Annotated in this window: 18 protein-coding genes; 17 read left to right on the top strand and 1 reads right to left on the bottom strand. The window is 71.4% G+C overall.

Translation table 11 applies throughout. The features are described 5' to 3' along the window. Nucleotides 1–125 precede the first annotated feature (125 nt). The 17 genes from AC07A6_RS01195 (at nt 126) to galE (ending at nt 19,097) form a co-directional block, all read left to right on the top strand. Nucleotides 126–1,226 carry a hypothetical protein gene (locus AC07A6_RS01195; RefSeq protein WP_478775564.1) on the top strand — a complete coding sequence of 367 codons (1,101 nt, stop codon included), beginning with the start codon at nt 126–128 and terminating at the stop codon, nt 1,224–1,226. Between the two features lie 545 nt (nt 1,227–1,771). Continuing rightward, nucleotides 1,772–3,649, top strand: coding sequence for an ABC transporter ATP-binding protein (locus AC07A6_RS01190; protein ID WP_478775632.1), 1,878 nt, complete (start codon nt 1,772–1,774; stop codon nt 3,647–3,649). After that, nucleotides 3,646–4,614 (top strand): 5'-3' exonuclease, encoded by a 969-nt coding sequence (locus tag AC07A6_RS01185; protein WP_478775563.1) that lies wholly within the window; start codon nt 3,646–3,648, stop codon nt 4,612–4,614. Before AC07A6_RS01190 ends, AC07A6_RS01185 begins: the two co-directional genes overlap by 4 nt. Beyond that, on the top strand, nt 4,608–5,954 hold the full coding sequence (locus AC07A6_RS01180; protein ID WP_478775562.1) for an MFS transporter: 1,347 nt from the start codon (nt 4,608–4,610) through the stop codon (nt 5,952–5,954). Before AC07A6_RS01185 ends, AC07A6_RS01180 begins: the two co-directional genes overlap by 7 nt. Nucleotides 5,955–6,003: 49 nt before the next feature. After that, the gene (locus tag AC07A6_RS01175) at nt 6,004–7,467 is read left to right on the top strand and encodes an NUDIX domain-containing protein (RefSeq protein ID WP_478775561.1); all 1,464 of its coding nucleotides are present in this window, start codon (nt 6,004–6,006) and stop codon (nt 7,465–7,467) included. 49 nt (nt 7,468–7,516) lie between these two features. Further along, nucleotides 7,517–8,815 carry a protein-L-isoaspartate O-methyltransferase family protein gene (locus AC07A6_RS01170; RefSeq protein ID WP_478775560.1) on the top strand — a complete coding sequence of 433 codons (1,299 nt, stop codon included), beginning with the start codon at nt 7,517–7,519 and terminating at the stop codon, nt 8,813–8,815. Then, nucleotides 8,812–9,225: a GFA family protein gene (locus tag AC07A6_RS01165; protein ID WP_478775559.1), complete on the top strand. Its 414-nt coding sequence runs from the start codon at nt 8,812–8,814 to the stop codon at nt 9,223–9,225. The genes AC07A6_RS01170 and AC07A6_RS01165 overlap by 4 nt, the downstream gene beginning before the upstream one ends. A 52-nt stretch (nt 9,226–9,277) precedes the next feature. Continuing rightward, nucleotides 9,278–10,084 (top strand): class I SAM-dependent methyltransferase, encoded by an 807-nt coding sequence (locus tag AC07A6_RS01160; RefSeq protein WP_478775558.1) that lies wholly within the window; start codon nt 9,278–9,280, stop codon nt 10,082–10,084. Between the two features lie 20 nt (nt 10,085–10,104). Continuing rightward, complete coding sequence (locus AC07A6_RS01155) at nt 10,105–11,463, top strand: NUDIX domain-containing protein (protein WP_478775557.1); 1,359 nt, start codon at nt 10,105–10,107, stop codon at nt 11,461–11,463. Between the two features lie 39 nt (nt 11,464–11,502). Further along, the gene (locus AC07A6_RS01150; protein ID WP_478775556.1) at nt 11,503–11,976 is read left to right on the top strand and encodes a GNAT family N-acetyltransferase; all 474 of its coding nucleotides are present in this window, start codon (nt 11,503–11,505) and stop codon (nt 11,974–11,976) included. Continuing rightward, on the top strand, nt 11,973–12,476 hold the full coding sequence (locus AC07A6_RS01145; RefSeq protein ID WP_478775555.1) for an NUDIX domain-containing protein: 504 nt from the start codon (nt 11,973–11,975) through the stop codon (nt 12,474–12,476). Before AC07A6_RS01150 ends, AC07A6_RS01145 begins: the two co-directional genes overlap by 4 nt. Next, entirely contained in the window at nt 12,477–13,142 is a 666-nt protein-coding gene (locus tag AC07A6_RS01140; protein WP_400749534.1) for a M15 family metallopeptidase, read from the top strand. It abuts the gene before it with no gap. 32 nt (nt 13,143–13,174) lie between these two features. Then, entirely contained in the window at nt 13,175–15,544 is a 2,370-nt protein-coding gene (fxlM, locus tag AC07A6_RS01135) for a methyltransferase, FxLD system (RefSeq protein ID WP_478775554.1), read from the top strand. After that, nucleotides 15,541–16,119 (top strand): AAA family ATPase, encoded by a 579-nt coding sequence (locus tag AC07A6_RS01130; protein WP_478775553.1) that lies wholly within the window; start codon nt 15,541–15,543, stop codon nt 16,117–16,119. The genes fxlM and AC07A6_RS01130 overlap by 4 nt, the downstream gene beginning before the upstream one ends. Then, on the top strand, nt 16,119–17,078 hold the full coding sequence (gene hemC / locus AC07A6_RS01125; RefSeq protein WP_478775552.1) for a hydroxymethylbilane synthase: 960 nt from the start codon (nt 16,119–16,121) through the stop codon (nt 17,076–17,078). The genes AC07A6_RS01130 and hemC overlap by 1 nt, the downstream gene beginning before the upstream one ends. Beyond that, entirely contained in the window at nt 17,075–17,953 is an 879-nt protein-coding gene (locus AC07A6_RS01120) for a hypothetical protein (protein WP_478775551.1), read from the top strand. The genes hemC and AC07A6_RS01120 overlap by 4 nt, the downstream gene beginning before the upstream one ends. A 148-nt stretch (nt 17,954–18,101) precedes the next feature. After that, entirely contained in the window at nt 18,102–19,097 is a 996-nt protein-coding gene (galE, locus tag AC07A6_RS01115) for a UDP-glucose 4-epimerase GalE (RefSeq protein ID WP_478775550.1), read from the top strand. Between the two features lie 160 nt (nt 19,098–19,257). Here the strand turns inward: galE and AC07A6_RS01110 are convergent, their stop codons facing one another. Beyond that, the gene (locus AC07A6_RS01110) at nt 19,258–19,431 is read right to left on the bottom strand and encodes a hypothetical protein (RefSeq protein ID WP_478775631.1); all 174 of its coding nucleotides are present in this window, start codon (nt 19,429–19,431) and stop codon (nt 19,258–19,260) included. Nucleotides 19,432–19,456 lie beyond the last annotated feature (25 nt).

Genomic DNA, 19,456 nt, shown 5'->3' with positions numbered 1-19,456 from the left:
TTTACCTCTCCCCCCCCCCCCCCCCCCCCCCCCCCCCCCCCCCCCCCCCCCCCCCCCCCTCCCCCCCCCCCCCCCCCCCCCCCCCCCCCCCCCCCCCACGGCTGGCCAACCCCTCGGAGAACTTCATGGACCCACACGGCCAGTTAGCCCGACGCTTCCCCCTCGTTTCACGCTTCCGGCCCGCCTGCCTTCCCCTTCCCAACCGCGTCCAGACCCTCGTGACGCTCGCCGATTCCGCCGCCGCCGGAACGGACCAGGGCCTCGCTTCGGCCGTCTACAACCAGGCCGCCCTCATCGCCTCCGATGTCGGCCTTTCCGACCTCGCCCGCCAGATGTGCCACCAGCACGCCGACGCCTACCTGCACGCCACCCCGCTCCCCGCCATGACCGCGATCCGGGCCCTCGAACCGGTCGTCAACCTCGCACGCCTCCAGATCCGCGCCGGGCACCCCGACGACGGCCTCGACCGTTTCCTGCGCCTCTCCCAAGCCGTCAGCAACGGCACCGCCGACCGATTCGACGACGTGCACGTCCCCGCCGACCTCGTGCAGACCGAAGCCGACCGGCAAGAAGTCCGAGCGTGGCTGTGGCGTGTCCTCCTCGCCGACGGCTCACGCACCCTCACAGGAGCCGGCCGGTGGGCTGAAGCCCTCGCACACACACGCGAACACCAGGGCATCGGCAAGCGGATGTTCGACGGCCGACAGATCGCCGTCGTCGCCGCCCTCACCAGCGGCGACATCAGCCACGCCGCCGAACTCATCGCCGAGACCGCCGCCGGCGACCCGTGGGAGCACGCCGTCACCGCCTGCCTGCACGCGCTGTGCCACCGGGCCTCCGACGGCCTGGGCCACGCTCAGGAGAACGAACTCGAGGCCGCGGTCCTCGCCGTCCCCGTCGAGCAGGGCATGACGGTCTTCGACACCAGACTCCGCCTCACAGCCCTGGCCACCATCGCCTCCCCTGCAAGCCCGGCCGCCCAGCGCATCACCAACCAGCTGCACCGCCACATCACCGACGCTCGCGACGGCTTCGCCGCACGGGAAGCGCTGGCCGACCCTCTGTTCACCAAACTGGCCCCTCCGACGCAACTTGCGGCCTGCCGTGACCTCGTCGAGGCCTGCGCCCTGGGCTCTGGCGCCATTCCCGTTCAACTCCGTCGCACCCTGGACGCAGCACTTCAGCGGAGCGACCGCGTGATCCGCGACAGCCTGTCGGCTTCCTGATCCGTCTCCGGTGTCGGAGCCCAGCCTGCCAGCCCCACGGACACGCACGAGCCCGGCGGCCGTACTGAAGCCCACAATCCCCCGCCCGAGTGACACAGCCTGTTCGAGCGAGTTTCAACGCCGCCAGCACAGACGCGCCAAGCCCACCCAGCCGGACCAGAACATTCGTTCACTATTCGCCCCCGATTCGGCCGTGACGCACCCGATCGGGAGCCGTTCTTAGAGCACCAGTACCAGCCGTGCGCCCATCCGGAGGTCCCTGTGAATCCGCAGCCGAACCACCTCGAAGCCCCCGCTGTATTCGAACATCTCAGGCCCGTCCCGTACCCGCGCCCGGCGTGTGGGCGCCGTGTTGACGCCCGCTCCTTCGGCGGCCGCGACTCACGACCGGATGCCGGGAGGGCTGCGTGAGCAAGGACTCGACGGCCGGATCCAGCGCCGCGGGGGTGTCGGATTCCGAGCGGCTCCTCTTCGGCGGCGAGCTCGCCTACGACATCGGATGGGACCGGCACGAGGGCGCCAGGCTCAAGCTCGGGCTCTGGACGATGGCGAGGCAGCTGCCCCGGCTGGTCGGGACCGGACTGCGGCTCGCCCACCTGGCCGATCCCCGGGCCCTGCGCCTGGTCCTGACCTCCGAGGCCGGCCGCGGAATCGCCCAGGCGGTCGGCCTGGTCGCGGTCAACAGCGTGCTCGGCCACATCCTCGCGAGCGGCAGCACCAACCAACGCCTTACCCAGGCCGTACCCGCGCTTACGGTCGTGGCCCTCACGGCGTTCCTCGGCTCCCTGCTGCGCTCGGCCTCGACGGCGGCCACCGGAGCGCTGGAGCCGAAGGTGCAGCGGGTGGCGACCGAGCAGTACCTGGGGCTTGTGCACCGTACGGAACTCGCGGCGATCGAGGACGACGAGTTCCACCGGCTCCTGGATGCGGCCCGGTACGGGGCGGACTCCGCCCGACGCATGATCCGCTACTGCACCAACACCCTGAACGCGGCCGTGTCGTTGATCGCCGCGGCCGGCGTGCTGACCGTCCTGCATCCGTTGCTGCTGCCCCTGCTGGTCCTGATGACTCTGCCGAGCGCGTGGAGTTCGCTGATGATCTCCCGCCAGAAGTACATCTCCTTCCACGCCTTCGTGCAGCACGCCCGGGCCGGGCACCTGCTCGGCCAGCTGCTGACCCAGAAGGAAGCGGCGGCGGAAGTCCGCGTCCACGGAGTCGGGCCGTTCCTGCTGGGCCACTTCCGAACGATGGCCGAGACCAGCGAACGCGAGCAGACCCGGCTGGCCCGCCGGGCGGCGCGGATCGGACTCGTCGCCGACGGCGCCGGCGGCATCGCCACCCTCCTCACGTACGGGGCCCTGGGCGCCCTGCTGTGGGGCGGGGCCATGGACCTCGCCGTCGCGGGCACGGCCGTCCTCGCCATCCGCACCGGCGCCGCCAGCCTGGACACGCTCGTGCTGCAGATCACCGAGCTGCACCAGGAGTCGCTGTTCGTGGCCGACTTCGAGCGGCTGTGCCGGGAGGCCAAGACCCGGGCGATCCCCGTGGGCGGGCGGGCGTTACCCGAGCAGCTGCGGGAAGTCCGGTTCGAGAAGGTTTCCTTCACCTACCCCGGCAGTGGAAGCAGCGGCGACGAACCGGAACCGACGCTGCGCGAGGTGAGCTTGTCGTTCCCGACAGGGAAGATCATTGCGCTGGTGGGTGAGAACGGCTCTGGCAAGTCCACGCTGGTCAGGCTGCTAGCCGGCCTGTACCTGCCGGACGAAGGGAGCGGCACGATCTGGTGGGACGACATCGACGCCCGCACCGCCGACCGCGACCAGGTCTTCGGCCGCGTCGCGTTGATGTCGCAGGACTTCTACCACTGGCCGTTCACGTTCCGGGTGAACGTCGGCATCGGCCAGCCCGGCCAGGCCATCGATGATCGAGCGGTCGAGGAGGCCGCCGGCTTCTCCGGAGCCGACCAGGTCCTCGACGACCTGCCGCGCGGGCTCGGCACGCTTCTGGCCCGCGGCTACCGCGGTGGCCACCAGATCTCCGGCGGGCAGTGGCAGCGCGTCGGCATCGCGCGCGCCAAGTACAGGCGGGCCGAGATCCTGATCGTGGACGAACCCACCAGCGCCCTCGACGCCGTCGCGGAGCAGCGGGTCTTCGACCAGATCAGGGCCCTGGCCGCGACCACCGGCCAGACGATCGTGCTCATCACCCATCGTCTCCATTCCGTGCGTCATGCGGACCTCATCCACGTCCTCAAGGACGGCCGGGTCGCCGAGTCCGGCACGTTCGAGGAACTGATGGACACGGCCACGGGCACCGGGGACTTCCGCGACGCCTACCTCGTCCAGGCCGCCGCCTTCGATGCCACGATCCCCACCCAGTCCGCCGGCGACCACGACGCCCTGCGCACCGAGGGCCACGCATGACCGCAGCCACCGCAGCCACCGCAGCCGAGGATGGCGGGGTGAACGCCCGCCTGGTGGCGGGATCCCACGCGACGCGGTCGCATGCCGACCGACAGGCCGGGGCGCCTCCAGGCTCCACCGAGCCTGGGGCTTCGCTAATGCTCGTGGATGGCCATCATCTCCTCTACCGGGCCCACTTCGGGTTTCCCCGGAGGGTGACCGCGCCCAGCGGGGAGGACCTGACCGGCCTGTTCGGGTTCGTCTCCCTGCTGCGCAAGGCCCACCGCGAGCACTGTCCGGGCCAGGAGATGTTCGTCGTCTTCGACGCCGAGGACGGCGCTGCCGACCGCGCTGAGAACGTGCCTGGCTACAAGGCAACCCGGGCAGGCGCCGACCACAGCCCTGTCGTCCACCTGCCCGCGGTCAAGCAGGCCCTGGACGCGGCCGGGGTGCGGTGGCTGGAGACGCCCGGCTGCGAAGGGGATGACGTCCTCGCCACCCTGGCCAAGCTCGCCGTCGTCACCGGCCGGGAAGTGATCGTGTTCTCCGGTGACCGTGACCTGTACGGACTGCTGGACGGGCAGCGAGTGCGGGTCCTCAACACCCAGCTTCCTGCCAGGCGTCAGCTGGTGACGGCTGCGGACGTGGCCGACCGCTTCGGTGTCCATCCGGTGCAGTGGCCGGACTTCCGGGCGCTGACCGGGGACGCGTCCGACAGCATCCCCGGCGTCACCGGCGTCGGTCCGGTGACCGCCAGGCAGCTCCTTGCCGGCGGGCGCCGCCTGGAGGACCTGCCCGAGACCGTGTCCGGGCGGGCCGGGACGGGGCTGGCTCGGGCCCGCGCGCAGTGGCAGGAGGTCTTGGCCTGGCGGGAGGCACTCCGTCTGAATGCGCACGTCCCGGTTCCTGACGACCTGCTCACCGGCCGACCCACCCCAGAGCTGGTGCCGGCAGGCCGACTGCTGACGGAGGCCAGACTGTGGTGACGCTGCCCGGCGCCCGGCCTCCTGCTGGCGGTAAAGCGCCCGCGCTCGGGCCGGGGTTCAGGCTGTACCTGAGCGGGGAGTCCGCCGGGCTGGTGGGGACATCGGTGCACCTGGTTGCCCTTCCCGCGCTCGCCGTCCTCGAACTGGACGCGACGGCAGGGCAGGCCGCCCTGCTCGCCTCCCTGGCCCACCTGCCCACCTTCCTACTCGCCCTCCCGGCCGGCGGCGTCGTCGACCGGTACACCAAGCGGGCCCTGCTGGTGGGCACCGATCTGGTCGGCGCCGCCGTCGTCACAGTGGTCCCCGTGGCGGCGCTGGCAGGGGTGCTGTCGATGCCCGTGCTGTACGGGGTCGCGCTGGTCCTGGGGGCGGTGAGCGTGCTGCACCAGGCGGCGGCCATCGCCATCGTTCCGCAGCTGGTCGAACCCGCCCTGCTGCACCGGGCCAATGCCAAGGTCGGGGCCGCGTTCGGGGCCTCGGACACCGCCGGAACGTACCTGGGCACCCTGGTCGTCGCCGTCGTCGGCGCGGCCAAGGCCTTCTGGCTGGATGCCCTGTCGTATCTGGTGTCCGCCTGGTGCGCGGCCCGGATTCCGGAGCCCGGCCGGCCGGTGCCGACCGAGGGAAGGCCCAGGCGGCGGTTCACCGGGGAGATCTGGGAGGGCCTCGCCTACACCGCGCGGACTCCGCTGGTGAGGGACCTCGTCCTCGCACTGACCCTGACCGGTGTGGGCGTCGGTGTCACCGGCGCGCTGTTCGCGTACTACCTGCTGACCACCCTGGAGGCGGGTCCGACCGGGTTGGGCGTCGTGATGGGCGTCTCTGGCATGGGCGCGCTCGCCGGCGCTCTGGTGGCCCCGCGAATCGTGGCCCGCTTCGGCCCCGGCCCCACCCTGCTCGCCGGATTCGCGACATGCCCCGTGGCGGGCGTGCCCCTGTTGATCGCCGGGCCCGGCCCCGTCTGGCTGGCGGTCCTCGCCGCGGCCGGAGGTCTCCAACTCGCAGCCGCAGCGGTGGCGGGTACCACCCAGAGGTCGGTGCGCCAGCAGATCTGCCCGCCCGGGTTGCAGGCGCGGGCACAGCAGACCTCGACCTGGCTGGTCTCGGGGAGCAAGCCATTCGCGGCCCTGGCCGGCGGTGCTGTGGCCACCACGTACGGGGCGCGCACCGCGCTGGTCATCGGGACGGTGGTGCTGGTCTTGCCGGTGGCCGTGTTGTGGCGCTCTCCTGTCAGCCGCCAGACCGCGATGCCGGTGCCCGCTCCGCCCTCCGGCGACTCCGCCCTCGTCGGCCGTGACCGCCCGCCCGCCGACGCCGCCGGAGCAGACCCGCACCCGTGAGCGTCGCCGACTCCTTCCCTCCGCCTTCTCTCCGAACTGTGAGGCCCTCTTGCCGCCCACCCGCTCGCACATCCACGATCTCGTCACCGCCTATCTGGAACGACACCCGGCCGAAGCGCCGCTGCTGGCACCCCTGTTGCAGGCATTGGACGGCGGCGGGGACCTCACGAGCCGCTCCACCCTGCCCGGGCACGTGACGTGCAGCGCGGTCGTGGTCAACAGCCACCGCCGCGTCCTGCACATCCGGCACAACGCCACCGGCAAGCTGCTGGCACCCGGCGGACACGTCGAGGCCGACGACCGTTCGCTTCTAGAGGCGGCGCTGCGCGAGGTCCACGAGGAGGCCGGCATCCCGCCCGGCGCCCTCTGCGCCACCGCCGCGTACAGCGGCCTGCCCTTCGACATCGACGTCCACGACATCGACGCCAACCCGTCCAAGGCCGAAGGCGCGCACCAGCACTACGATTTCCGCTTCGTCCTCATGCTCGCCCACGACGACGCGGAGATCTCGGTGCAGCGCGAGGAGGTCTCGGCCGCCGCATGGCTCGCCTTCGACCAGGTCACGTCCCCGACGCTGCGGGCGAAGCTCTGCGCCTCCGGGCTCGACGGCCGCATCGAGCCGGTCAACGCCTCGGCCTTGATCCACGACGGGCACGGCCGATACCTGCTCCACCTGCGCGATGACCTTCCCGGCATCTGGGAACCGGGAGCCTGGTCCCTGCTCGGCGGAGGCCGCGAGCCGGACGACACCTCGCTCGAAGACACCATCCGCCGCGAACTGCGCGAGGAAGCCGGACTCGAGCCGGGCGTCCTGGAGCCCTTCGCCGTCGAGCTCGCCACCGGCACCGATGGCCTGACCGTACCGCTCCAGATCTTCACCGCTCGGTGGAACGGCGACCCGGCAGGCCTAACGCTCACCGAGGGCGTGATGCTCGCCTGGTTCCACCCCGACGCCATGCCCCGCCTCCGGCTGAGCCCCTCCACCCTGGATCTCGTACGCCAGCACGCCGAGCACTCGGCTTGCAGCAAGGCGGTGGCCTCCCGCCCTGAAGCCCTCGAGCCGAAGGCCGGTAGCCCCAGCGTTCCGCACATCGTCGGCGTCCACCTCTATCTGGAGCGCGACGGCCAGGTGCTGCTCGGCCTGCGGCACCCCGCCTCCGCGTACGCCGGCGGCACCCATCATTTCCTGGCCGGGCACTGCGAGCAGGAATCCGCCGTGGCCTGTCTGGTGCGGGAGGCGAAGGAGGAGGCCGGCCTGCTGATCGAACCGCGGGACGTCGAGCTGGCACACGTGGTGCACATGGTGGACAAGCCCGGCGCGCAGCCCCGTATCGGGTTCGTCTTCCGTGCGCGGCGGTGGACGGGGACGCCGGAGGTCCGGGAGCCGGACCGGTGCGTCTCCTGGGGCTGGTGGCCCGCCGATGCCCTCCCCGAGCCGATCGTCCCCTACACCCGGGCCGCGATCGAAGGCATCCGGGCCGGACGTCCCTACACCGAACTCGGCTGGCTCTGACCGCCCAGCACCCCGCCCGCCGTCCCTGACCAAAGGTAAGGAGCCGTACGTGCTCGATCCCCTCGTGTCGCCCGCCCGAACCGAAACCGCCCCCGACGAGAGAACGGAGACCGCGCGGGCGGAGATGGTCGCCGGGCTGGAATCCGCTGGCCACCTCCGGCCGGGCCCGGTCCGTGACGCCTTCCTGGCTGTGCGGCGGGAGGTGCTGATGCCGCAGGCGTACGTGCGGCGCAGCAAGCCGGACGAGACTCCGCCGCGCTGGGACATGCTCGACTGGGGCGTGCCTGCGGACCGGGAGGAGTTGCTCGGGCTGCTGTACGGCGGGGAGAGCGTGCTGATCCAGCACGACGGGGAGCCGATTCTGGGCAGGGTGCCGGGCCCGCGGTCGGGCGGGTCGATGACGGCGATGTCCAGCACGGTCGGCATGACCGTCGCCCGCCTCCAGCATCTCGACCTGCGTCCGGGTCAGCGGGTCCTGGACATCGGGACCGGCGCGGGGGTGACCGCGGCCGTGGCGTGCCTGATCGCTGGGGATGCCGGGGTGGTCACCGTGGACCGGGATGCGCACGTCACCGCCGCCGCCCGCGAGGGGCTGGCTGAGCTCGGTCACCGGCCGACGGTAGTGACGGGGGACGGGCAGGACGGCTGGCTTCCAGGGGCCGACTACGACCGGATCTTCGTGTCGTACGCCGTCACCCGGGTGCCGGATGCCTGGCCGCAGCAGCTGGCCGCCGACGGGCTCGCGCTGGCGAGCCTGTCGACGTCTTCGCCGTCCTGGCCGGGCCTGGCCGTCATCACCAAGACCGCCGCCGGACGGACGCGGATTCGCCTGGAGGCGGTGAAGCTCGGGCACCGTGCCGGCCACGGCTGGGGTCAGATCTTCCTCAACGCCCGCTTCCGGGAACGAATCGATGCCGCGGATGGCGGGAGCACCCACACCACCCGCACGGGTCCGCCTTCGGACGAGGCGCGGGGGATGTGGCTGGCCCTGGACCACCTGCATTCCGGCCTCGTACGGAACTGGGCCGCCGACCACCTGGTCATCGGTGCGCCCGACTGCGGCTCTTGGGTCACCGCCCACCCGGACAGCGCGGAAGCCTGGACGGTCACGGTCTGCGGGCCCCGCGACATCTGGGCGGAGATCCAGGATACCGCCACCCGCTGGCAGGCAGCCGGATCCCCGTCCGCCTACCAGCTGCACCTCGAACCGGACGGAACCCAGTGGGTCAGTGCCGGAACCGGGCCGACCGAGTTGTCCTGGCCACTGTCCGCCGCCCCGAATCCGGCGACAACCGTCCCGTCGCAAGCACCCGAACCCAGCCTGTCACCGAAGGAGACCACCCCATGACCTCGCCCACTCCCGCCGTCATCACGCCCCGGTCCGGCGCCTGCCAGTGCGGCAAGATCCAGTTCACGGTCGTCGGAGAGCCTGACTACCCCCACACCTGCAGTTGCCGGGACTGCCAGAGGCTGTCAGGGGCACCGATGATGTCGTGGGTGTCCTTCCCGCTCGACAGCCTGGCATGGTGCGGCGGCGAGCCGTCGTGGCACTACACGTGGCCGGACTCCAAGCGTGGCTTCTGCCCGAGCTGTGGCAGCCAGGTCTGCGCCCTCGACGACGGGGCCACCAGCATCGCGGTCACCTTCTCCGCGCTGGGCAACCCGCCTGACCTGGTTCCGGTCAACCAGAGCTTCCGCGAGACCGCCGTGCCCTGGCTGCCCCAGGTCCCCGACACCCGCGACCGCTCCCACAGCTGAACGCCACAGCCCTGAGACACCGTTCACGCCCGCACCACGCGATCGGATACACGTGACCCTGTTCGACTCGCTCGACTACCACTACGCCCGTTACCGCCCCAGGCTGCCCAACGAGGTCGTCCAGCTTCTGGTCCAGGAACTGGTCGGGGTGAATGCGCCCACGCTGCTGGACCTCGGCGCCGGCACCGGACAGGTCGCCCTCTCCATGCTCCCCGCCTTGCCTCCCACCGCCCACCTGGACCTCGTGGACCAGGAGCAGGACATGCTCCGCACCGCGCTCGACGAGCTCCAACCGCACCTGGACGGGCGCACCGCCACGGTGCACGTCATCCCGGCAGAAGAGTTCGCCCCCACCCAGCCCGCTTACCAAGCCGATCTGATCACCTGCTGCCGGGCCTTCCACTGGATGGACCGCCCCGCGGTGCTGGCCATGGCCGGCCAGGTGGCGGCGCCGCAGGCCGCCGTCGCGGTCATGGGGGACGGCAGCCTGTGGACCCACCCTGCTGAGTGGACGGCCGCGCTCACGGGCCTGATCCAGTCCCACCTCGGAGAGGACCGCCGCGCCGGCACCACCGGCACCTACCGCGAGCCCGGCCGCCGCTACGAAGACGACCTGGCCGACTCCACGTTCAGCGACATCACCGAGCACCGCATCCCCTTCACCCGCGCCTGGACTCCCCACGACGCCCTGGGCTATCTGCGGTCCACCAGCTTCGCCCGCCCCGACCTGTTCACCGACCACGCACGATTCGAAGAGCAGGCCCAGGCTCTCCTCCACGAACACGCCAAAGACGGAGTCCTGAACGAGGAGGGCATGTTCACCGTCCTGCTCGCCCGGCGCCCCGGGGCGTCGCGGTGAGCGGCGGGGACCGGCACACCGTGCCGGTAGACGTCCACCTCGTCCTGCGCCGCGACAGCGGGAACGCCCCGGAGGTGCTGCTGTCGCGCCGGGCCGGACCGGTCTACGCGTCCGGCTTGTGGCATCTCCCGTCCGGACACCTCGACCCCGGCGAGGACATGGTGGCGGCGGTCATCCGCGAGGCCCGTGAGGAAACGGGCGTGCTCATCGCGGCTGAGGACGTGGCCGTGGCGGTCACCGTTCACCACCACCCGCCTACGGGATCCCGCTCGCGGATCGGGGTGTTCTTCGAGGTTCGGCAGTGGAGCGGAGAGCCCCAGGTCATGGAGCCAGACCGCTGCGACGGCATGGACTGGTACTCGCTGGACGCCCTCCCTGAGCCGATGGTGGCGTACTGCCGGGCCGGCCTGGATGCCTACCGCGCGGGCCTGCCCGCCGCCATGCACTTCCAACAGCCGGGCGACACCATCGAACACAGCGCGCAGGGCCCCGACCGCACCCGCCTCCTACCCGGCCCGCCGACCGGTGCGGTGCAACTGCCCTACCGGTTGCGCGTGTTCGCCGAGAAGGCCGTCGGCCGGATCGCGGAGGCGACGGAGGTGTCCTGGGTGCGCACCGGCAGCCGGGTGTGGCGGCTCACCGGGGCGGGGGGTGGCACCTGGTATCTCAAGCGGCACCGCGGGCGGAAGTTCCATGAGAGGGAAGTCTCCGCGTATCAGTCGTGGGTGCCTGTGCTCGGTCACTGGGCTCCCCGGCTCATCGCGGCCGACCCCGCGGCGCAGGCCGCCGTCGTCAGCGCGCTGGCCGGACGTCCGCTGCACGGCATGGCCCTCACCCCTGCCGACGAGGCACGGGTCCAGCATGATCTGGGCCGTCTCCTCCGCATCCTTCACAGCAGCGCTCCCGAGCGGCCCGCCGAGTCCGCGACGGCCGCCGACAAGATCAAGCGCCACCTGAAAGGTGCCCGGCCGTACCTGGCCGAAGGAGACGAGGACCTGGTGCTCGCCCTAGCCGGCACGTACGCGGACCTGCCGAAGCCCGTGCTCGTGCCCACCCACGGTGACCTGCAGTACCGCAACGTCCTCCTCGCCGACGAAGGCGAAGTGCTCCTGTTCGACTTCGAGCGGTCCGAGTACGGAACGGTGACGCGGGACCTGGTGCGCCTGAGCGACACCTGGACCGGCCGACCGGACCTGCGCGCCGCGTTCCTCGACGGCTACGGCAGAGCTCTCACGCCCGTCGAGGAGCTGCGGCTGGACTGCGAGGCCGCCTTCGACGCCGTCTCCGGCATCGCCTACGGCACCAGCTACGACGACCCGGAGGTGACCGAACGCGGCCACCGAACCCTGCGCCGCCTCCACGCCACCCACCGCCCGTAACCCGTGGTCCCCACCTGCCCCTTCGAGAAGGGAAACCCCGTGCCTGAACCTCGCCTCGCCGCCCCGGCGGATGCCGCGGAGATCGCCCGATTGCGGTCGGAAAACATCCTCAGCGAACCCCTCGACGAACTGTGGCTGGCCACGTGCGCCGAGCAGCTGGCCCTACGCCTCCGGGACGGCGGTGACGCCCGCGCCTACGTCATCGACGCGCCCGGCGGCGGGCTCGCGACCTGCGCCCTCGGCCTGGTCCACGCCGTCCTGCCGGCCCCGAAGTACCCCAAGGGGCTGGCCGTGCGGATCCACGCGGTAGCCACCGACCCCGCCCACCGGCGCCGCGGCCACGCCCGGGCCGCGCTGGCCGCCCTCCTCGACCACCTGGAGCGCGATGGAGTCACCCTCTACGAGCTGTACGCCAGCGCCGGGTCCGCCGCGCTGTACGAGGGACTTGGCTTCGCAGCCGACCCCGCGCTCATGCGCATGACCCGCTTCCCCGCAGAAGAGAGCACATCGTGAGCAGGAAGTGGCTTCCTCCGGAGGAGTTCGCCGCGACGCTGCCGAAGGCGACGGTATTCGGAGCGGTGTTCTTCACCGATGAGGAGGACCGGCCCGTCCAGCTGCGCGCTACGTACTCCAGCGTCCACCCGTGGCAGTGGCCGGGCGGCGTCGCCGAGGCCGGCGAGCGCCCCTGGGAGACCGCCGTGCGTGAGTGCCGGGAGGAGACCGGACTCCACGTGGCGGGACCGCCGCAGCTCCTGGCCACGGTGTTCGGCCTGCCGGGCAAGGATTGGCCACTCGCCTCCGTCGGGTTCGTCTTCGACGGCGGCCGGCTTTCCTCCGGCCAGCTCGCCGGGATCATGCTGGACCCGGACGAGCACGACCAGGTCCGCGCCCTGACCGTGCCCGAGTGGCAGGACCTGATGCCGCGCCGCGACCACGCACGGCTCGAGGCCGTGATGGCCGCCCGCCGCGCCGGGATCCCGGCGTACTTCGACACCTGGGACTGGGAGGTCTAGATGAGCATCGTGCTGATGTCCGACCCGCGGGTCGCTGCGATCCCCGTGACTGACAACGGCGACCCCCTCGCCGACGTCCGCGCCGGCGGAGAACTCCTCCTGGATGACCGCCGCTCCGATCCCGCGTACGCCTTCGCGCAGCTCCGTTCCGGCGTCCTGGACCGGCTGCTGAATGCCCAGGTGCTGCTGCCCGATGGCCTGCGTCTGCTCGTCGTAGAGGGGTTCCGGCCGCCCGTGCTGCAGCAGCGGTACTTCGAGGAGTACGAGGCCGAGCTGCGTGCGGCCAATCCGGGCTGGTCCGTGGAGGAGCTGCGGGCGCAGGCGAGCCGGTACGTGTCGCCACCGGAGATCGCCCCGCACAGCGCCGGCGCCGCCGTGGACCTGACCCTTGTCGATGCGGACGGCACCGAGCTGGACATGGGCACCCGGGTCAATGCCAGCCCGGAGGAGAGCGCGGGTGCCTGCTACACGCTCGCCGACGGCCTCTCCCACCGGGCCCGCCTGCACCGCGCGACCCTAAGCCATGCCCTCACAGCCGCAGGGCTCGTCAACTACGGCACCGAGTGGTGGCACTGGTCCTTCGGCGACCGGTACTGGGCCCTGATGACCGGCCAGCCGACCGCCCTCTACGGGCCCGCCTCCCAGCAACCCTCCGATCTGTCCTGAGCAACCCTGCCGAATTGGGAGCACGTACCGCTATGAGCACCACGCACACCGCGCTGGCCTGGCACGCCCACTACGAAGGCGGCCGGGACTTCAGCCCGCTGACCGACACCGAGAAGACGGTCCTCACCGAGCACCTGGCCCTGCCGGAGGACGCCCAAGGGGCCCGCGCCTTGGACGTGGCCTGCGGGACCGGCGAACTCGCCCGCTTCCTCGCCACGGCCGGGTACCGGGTCGACGCCGTTGACTGGGCCCGCTCCGCCGTCGAGCGCGCCACCGAGTTGGCCTCGGAGGGGGTTATCTGCCACCAGATCGACATCACCGGCGGGGACCTCTCCTCCCTCCTCCCGGCCGGTAGCGGCTATCGGCTCATCACCATGCGCCGGGCCCTGGCTCACCTGCCCGACCGCACCCGCACGGTCGCCGAACTCGCCGCCCTGCTCGACGAGGACGGCACGCTGTGCGTGATCACCCCACACGCCGACCGGCACCCGGAGGAGCTGCGCGGAATCTGCCTTGACGATGCCGAGATCGACCTCCTCGCCGACAGTTGGCAACACACCGAGCGCGTCGAGGCCGGCGACACCACCGTCCTGCTGCTGCGCGGGCCCAAGACTGACCCAGTCGCCTACAACGAGAAGCGGGCACCGAAGCCGGCCGCCATGGCCGGTGTCGCGGTCGTCGTCACCAACGAGCACGGGCAGGTCCTCCTAGGCTGGAACCCCTCCCGCGCCGTGTGGGAACTGCCCGCGGGCAAGGTGGAGCCGGGCGAGGCGTTCGAGGCCACCGCGGTACGCGAACTCGCCGAGGAGGCAGGCCTGCATGCTCGGCCGGAGTCCGTTCTCCTGCTGGGCACGTTGTGCGACGCCGCCCACGGATTCACCCGGGTCACCGAGATCGCCCGCATCACCGACTACACCGGCGAGCCGACCGTCCGGGAGCCCGAGTTGATCACCCGGTGGGAGTGGCATACCCCCTTCGCCGTGCGGAGGCTGCCGCAGCCGCTGTTCACGGCTTCCGCTCAAGCCCTGAACGTGGTGTGGCCGGGCCTGCTGCCCGACGTCCCGCCCGCGCACCACACGCCGAGGCCCTCCGGAGACCTGCCGCTGACGTTCACAGAACCGGCCACGGCCGTCCGTCTCCGCGAGCAGTTGGTCCGGGACCTCACAGAAGCCGGGTGGACCGACACCCCTGAGCTGCGGCGGGCGTTCACGAACGTGCCCCGGCACGCCTTCCTGCCCGAACAGCCGCTCGCCCAGGCGTACGTCAACGAGGCGGTGGCCACCGTATTCGACAGCACTGGGCGGTCGACGAGTTCGGTGTCCCAGCCCGAGATGCAGGCGGCCATGCTGCGCCGGGCCCACCTCCGACCGGGCGACAACGTCCTGGAGATCGGAGGCGGCGGCTACAACGCGTCCCTCATCGCCGAACTCGTCGGCCCATCCGGGTCGGTGGTGTGCGTGGAGATCGACCCCTACGTACACGCCCGCACGGAGCGCTTCCTGGCCGAGACCGGGTACGCGGACCGGGTCCGGCTCGTCCTCGGCGACGGCACCCACGGAGCCCCCGGGCATCTGATCCCGGAGAACGGCTTCGACGCCATCATCGTCACGGTCGCCTCAAACGACCTGCCCTGGCGCTGGACCAGCCAGCTCGCCGAAGGCAGGCACTTGGTTGTGCCGCTGCGGATCGGCGGCTTCACCCGAGCCGCCGGGCTTCGCAAGAAGGACTCAATGCTGGTCTCCACGGAAATCAGCCCGTGCGGGTTCGTCCCCATGCAGGGCGCCGGCCGTTGGGACGACACCCCGACCGTCATCGGGGACACCGGCTACGGGATCCGCTGGGAAGACACTCCGCCTGCCCCGCTCCACGGCCTGGACCGCGCCCTCGCCGCAGGCGGGCTGGAGCTGTGGACCGGGGTGACGGTGCGCGGCGGCGAGTCGCTCGAAGACCTACAGCTGTGGCTAGCCACCTCACTGGGCGGCTTCTGCCGGATGGAGGGCGATCCGGACCGTCAGGGCCCGGTGCGACTGCCGAAAAGGTCAGGCGCCGAAGCCATCATCCTCGGCCGCTCACTGGCCTGCCTGATGACGGAACGACGTGAGCACGACGAGGCCAACGGCACGTCCACGTGGGAGTTCGGGGTACAGGGCTTCGGACCGGACGGCAAGACCGCCGCGGACACCATCGCCGCGGCAGTCCGCACCTGGGACCGGGAACTGCGGGGCCGGGCCACGCCCCGGTTGACGGTGATGCCCGCAGGCACCGCCGACTCCGCGCTGCCCGCCGGGGACGTCGTGGAGAAGAGCGACTGCCGCATCGTGATCGGCTGGCCGGACCGTGACGCGGCCGCCGACCCCGCCGTTGTACGGAACACGACACAAGGGAGGTCCGACGAGCAGTGATCATCTGGATCAACGGGGCCTTCGGCAGCGGGAAGAGCACCCTGGCAGCCGGTCTGCACCAGGCGCTGCCTGGTTCGGTGGTGGTCGACCCGGAGGAGATCGGCGGCCTGCTGCGCCGAACCTTCAACGGGCACCGCGGCAGGCTCCGCGACTATCAGGACTACCCGGCCTGGCGGCGCCTGACCGCGGCCTACATCGGCGAGATCGCCGAGCACACTGGCGGTCACGTCATCGTGCCCATGACCGTGCTCAATCCCGCGTACGCCACCGAGGCGTTCACACCTTTGCTCTTGTCGCCCGGGCTCGTCCATCTCGTCCTCCATGTCAATCCGGACGGGCTGGGAGCCCGGATCGACGCGAGTGAGGAGTACCCGGGAGACGACGCCCGGAGCGAGGCCGTACGCGCCTACCGGCGGCGCCGGGCAGCGGACTACACCGCTGCCGCAGCGGCGTGGATGCACGCCGACGACCACGTCATCGACACCAGCACCCTGACAGCGGACGCGGTCCTCCAGGCCGCCCTCACCCATCTTCTGCCCTCCCGCCTCGTAACCGCCGATGGAGTCCGACCCTGATGACCAGCGCCACCGACCTCACCACCGTCCGGCTGGGTACCCGGCCCAGCCCCATGGCCCTCGAACAGACCGGGCGCTTCGCCAACGCCTTCCGGACCCGGTACCCCGAGGCGGTCCTCGACATCGTCGAAATCATCTCCGAGGGCGACAGGCACCGTGGCCCGCTCTCGGCGATCGGCGGCAAGGGCGCCTTCACCCGCAACGCCGACCGATACCTCCTCGACGGACACGTCCAGGCCACCATCGCGTGCGCCAAGGACGTACCCGGACCACACGACCGCTCCCCCGGCATCGTCATCGCCGCGGTCCTGCCCCGCGAAGACACACGCGACGCCCTCGTCTTCCCCACCGGCCATCCCGCGGCCACGCTCGCCGAACTGCCGCCCGGCACCCGGGTCGGGACCAGCGCACCCCGCCGGGCAGCCCTCCTCAAAGCCCTCCACCCGACGCTCGTACAGGTACCGATCCGCGGCAACGCCGACAGTCGGCTGCGCGCACTCGACGCGGGAGCGCTCGGCGCGGACGTGATGATCGCCGCTCTGGCCGGCCTGCGTCGCCTCGGCCATGAGCACCGGGCCTCCGAGATCCTCGACCCCGCCGTGTGGCTGCCCGCGGCCGGCGCAGGGACCGTGATCGTCGAGCACCGAGCCAGCGACCCTGCCACCGGAGAGCTGCTCGCTCCCCTCACCCATGCCCCCACCCGGATCATGCTCGACGCCGAGCGGGCCGCGCTCGCCACTCTGCACGGCGGGTGCCTGACGGCCGCCTCAGCCCACGCCACCCTCGACGCGACGTCGGGAGTCATCACCGTGCACGCGGCTGTTCTCGACCCGGCCGGCGGCAACCCTCTGCGGGCATGTGCGTCCGGCCCCGCGACGTCAGCCCATGCTGTCGGGCAGCGCGCAGGACGACAACTGCTGGGCGCCGGGGCAGCACGTCTCCTCGGACGACCCGCATGACCGAACCGGAAGCACAGGAGGCGGTATTCGCGCCGCCGGCCGAGAAGTCCGACCGGCAGCGGATGAGGCGGGCACACAGGCAGGCTGCGCAGGCCTTCTCGGTGACGGCGTCCGGGCCGGAGGCGTGGGGATGGCAGGGCCGCACCCTGGGCCGCCGGGCCGGCCGGTGGTGGTTGCGGCTGGTCAGCGCTCCTGCTGACAAACGCGACGGGCGCCTGTGGGACGGCACTGCCGCCGCAGACTCCGCCCTGCCTCGATCCGTTCCCCGGCCTCGCCTGCACGACGTCACCGAGTGGACCGACGGCACCAGCGCCTACCGAGCCGAACGGTCCGAGTACATCGCCCAGCCAGCGATCCAAGCGGGCGGACCCGTCCTGACGCACGACGTCGACCTGCCCCGCTCCTGGTGGGGAGACCTTCGCACCGCACTCACCGCCACTGCGACGGTGCCAACCGACCGACAGGCCGTACGGCAGCAATGGATCGACCGCAACTTCACCCGCTTCCTAGGCACCCCCGCCCCCACGATCGGCTCCTGGACCACGGGCCACGGGGACCTGCACTGGGGCAACCTCACACCCGAACCTCTCGTGATCCTCGACTGGGAAGGGTGGGGCCTGCTCCCCAGCGGCTACGACGTAGGCCTCCTCCACGCCTACACCCTCACCAAGCCCGCCACGGCCGCTCGCATCCGCAGCGAGTTCGCCCACGTCCTAGACACTCCCGAGGGACGCCTCGGCGAACTCGTCGCACTGGCCCAGCTTCTCCAAGTCACCGGCCGCGGCGCCCACCCCGACCTCGCCCCGCACTTGGCCCGCCGAGCCCAGCACCTCACCGGAATCCCCGTCCCGGCGCCCACCGCCATGACCAGCTGATGCCCCTGCCTGCTGCGCGGCAGGTCCCCAGAACCACCGCCAGCAGGCGTCCAGCCGTCCGCCACACGACCCGGAATGGCGCTGCCCGGTCTCAGCTGGCTTGAGTGCCGGTTGCCTACGGGACCGAATCGACCAGGAAGAGATCACCGTGACAACCGTCCTCATTGCCGGAGGAGCCGGCTACATCGGCAGCACCGTAGCCTCGGCCTGCGTGGATGCGGGTATCACCCCCTTGATCCTCGACAACCTCGTTCGGGGCCGACACGAGTTCACCAAGGGCCGCACCTTCTACGAGGGCGACATCGCCGACGGCGCGCTCGTCAACCGGATCTTCGCGGAGCACCCAGAGATTTCTGCAGTGGTGCACTGCGCAGCCTTGATCGTGGTTCCCGAGTCCGTCGCGGACCCGATCGGCTACTACGACGCGAACGTGGCCAAGAGCCTGTCCTTCATCGATCACCTGCACCGCAACGGCTGTGACCGCATCATCTTCAGTTCCTCCGCCTCGATCTACCAGGCCGAGGACGGCTCGCCCGTCAACGAGGACTCGCCGCTGGCGCCGCAGAGCCCCTACGCACGGACGAAGGCCGTGTGCGAGGAGATGTTCGCGGACATCGCCGTGGCAGGGCCGCGCGTGCTGTCGCTGCGGTACTTCAACCCGGTCGGGGCCGACCCCGAGCTGCGTACCGGTCTCCAGTTGAAGCGGCCCAGCCACGCACTGGGGGTGCTTATCCAGGCGCACCAAGAGGGCCGCGCGTTCCCGGTGACCGGTACGAACTACCCGACGCGGGACGGCACGGGTATCCGGGACTACGTGCACGTGTGGGACCTCGCCGCGGCACACATCGCCGCGATCGAACGCTTTGACTCCATCCTGACGGGGAAAAAGCGGTCGATCGCCATCAACTTGGGCACCGGCTCCGGCGCCACCGTGCGCGAGCTGTGCACGGCGTTCAACAACGTCGTCTCCACGCCGCTGGAGACGATCGACACCGATCCTCGGCCCGGTGACGTCGCCGGCGGCTACACCAAGAGCGACCGGGCAGCCGAGCTCCTGGGTTGGACGCCGAAGCTGTCCCTGGAGGAAGGCATCCGGTCCGCATTGGCCTGGATTCCGGTGCGCGACGAGCTGCTGAAGGGCTGAACCGACCTCCCCGGCCTTCACTCCTCCTGGACGTACGGGAAGGAGTGAAGGCCTGTCTCGAGGGCGAGGAGGTGCGAAGGTGCTCGCCCAGGGTCCGGGCGCAGGACTCGATGTAGGTCAAGGTCGGGCACGCCGTCCCGCAGCGGGGTCGGCACGGTGATCACCGCGTTGTCGAAGCCGGCCAACAGGGCTCGTCGGCAGTCGCGGAGTAGGCCCCGGTGTCCAGGACCGCGCGGAGCCGGGAGGAGGCCACGTCCTCCACGTACGAATCGCCGGCGGTGAGCCGCTCAATGCTGTGTGGGTCCACGTCGTGGCCGACGACGCGATGGCCCACCTCGGCGGCGCGCACGGCGAGCGGC

Source organism: Streptomyces sp. NPDC044002, from assembly GCF_056434525.1.
Note: the sequence above shows the minus strand (reverse complement) of the source record. Positions and strands in the feature narration are given on the sequence as shown.

Excerpts from the sequence above, each read along its gene's own strand:
- fxlM (WP_478775554.1), top strand. The coding sequence starts at position 13,175 with ATGAGCACCACGCACACCGCGCTGGCCTGGCACGCCCACTACGAAGGC.
- AC07A6_RS01185 (WP_478775563.1), top strand. The coding sequence starts at position 3,646 with ATGACCGCAGCCACCGCAGCCACCGCAGCCGAGGATGGCGGGGTGAAC.
- AC07A6_RS01190 (WP_478775632.1), top strand. The coding sequence starts at position 1,772 with ATGGCGAGGCAGCTGCCCCGGCTGGTCGGGACCGGACTGCGGCTCGCC.
- AC07A6_RS01165 (WP_478775559.1), top strand. The coding sequence starts at position 8,812 with ATGACCTCGCCCACTCCCGCCGTCATCACGCCCCGGTCCGGCGCCTGC.
- AC07A6_RS01120 (WP_478775551.1), top strand. The coding sequence starts at position 17,075 with ATGACCGAACCGGAAGCACAGGAGGCGGTATTCGCGCCGCCGGCCGAG.
- hemC (WP_478775552.1), top strand. The coding sequence starts at position 16,119 with ATGACCAGCGCCACCGACCTCACCACCGTCCGGCTGGGTACCCGGCCC.
- AC07A6_RS01195 (WP_478775564.1), top strand. The coding sequence starts at position 126 with ATGGACCCACACGGCCAGTTAGCCCGACGCTTCCCCCTCGTTTCACGC.
- AC07A6_RS01140 (WP_400749534.1), top strand. The coding sequence starts at position 12,477 with ATGAGCATCGTGCTGATGTCCGACCCGCGGGTCGCTGCGATCCCCGTG.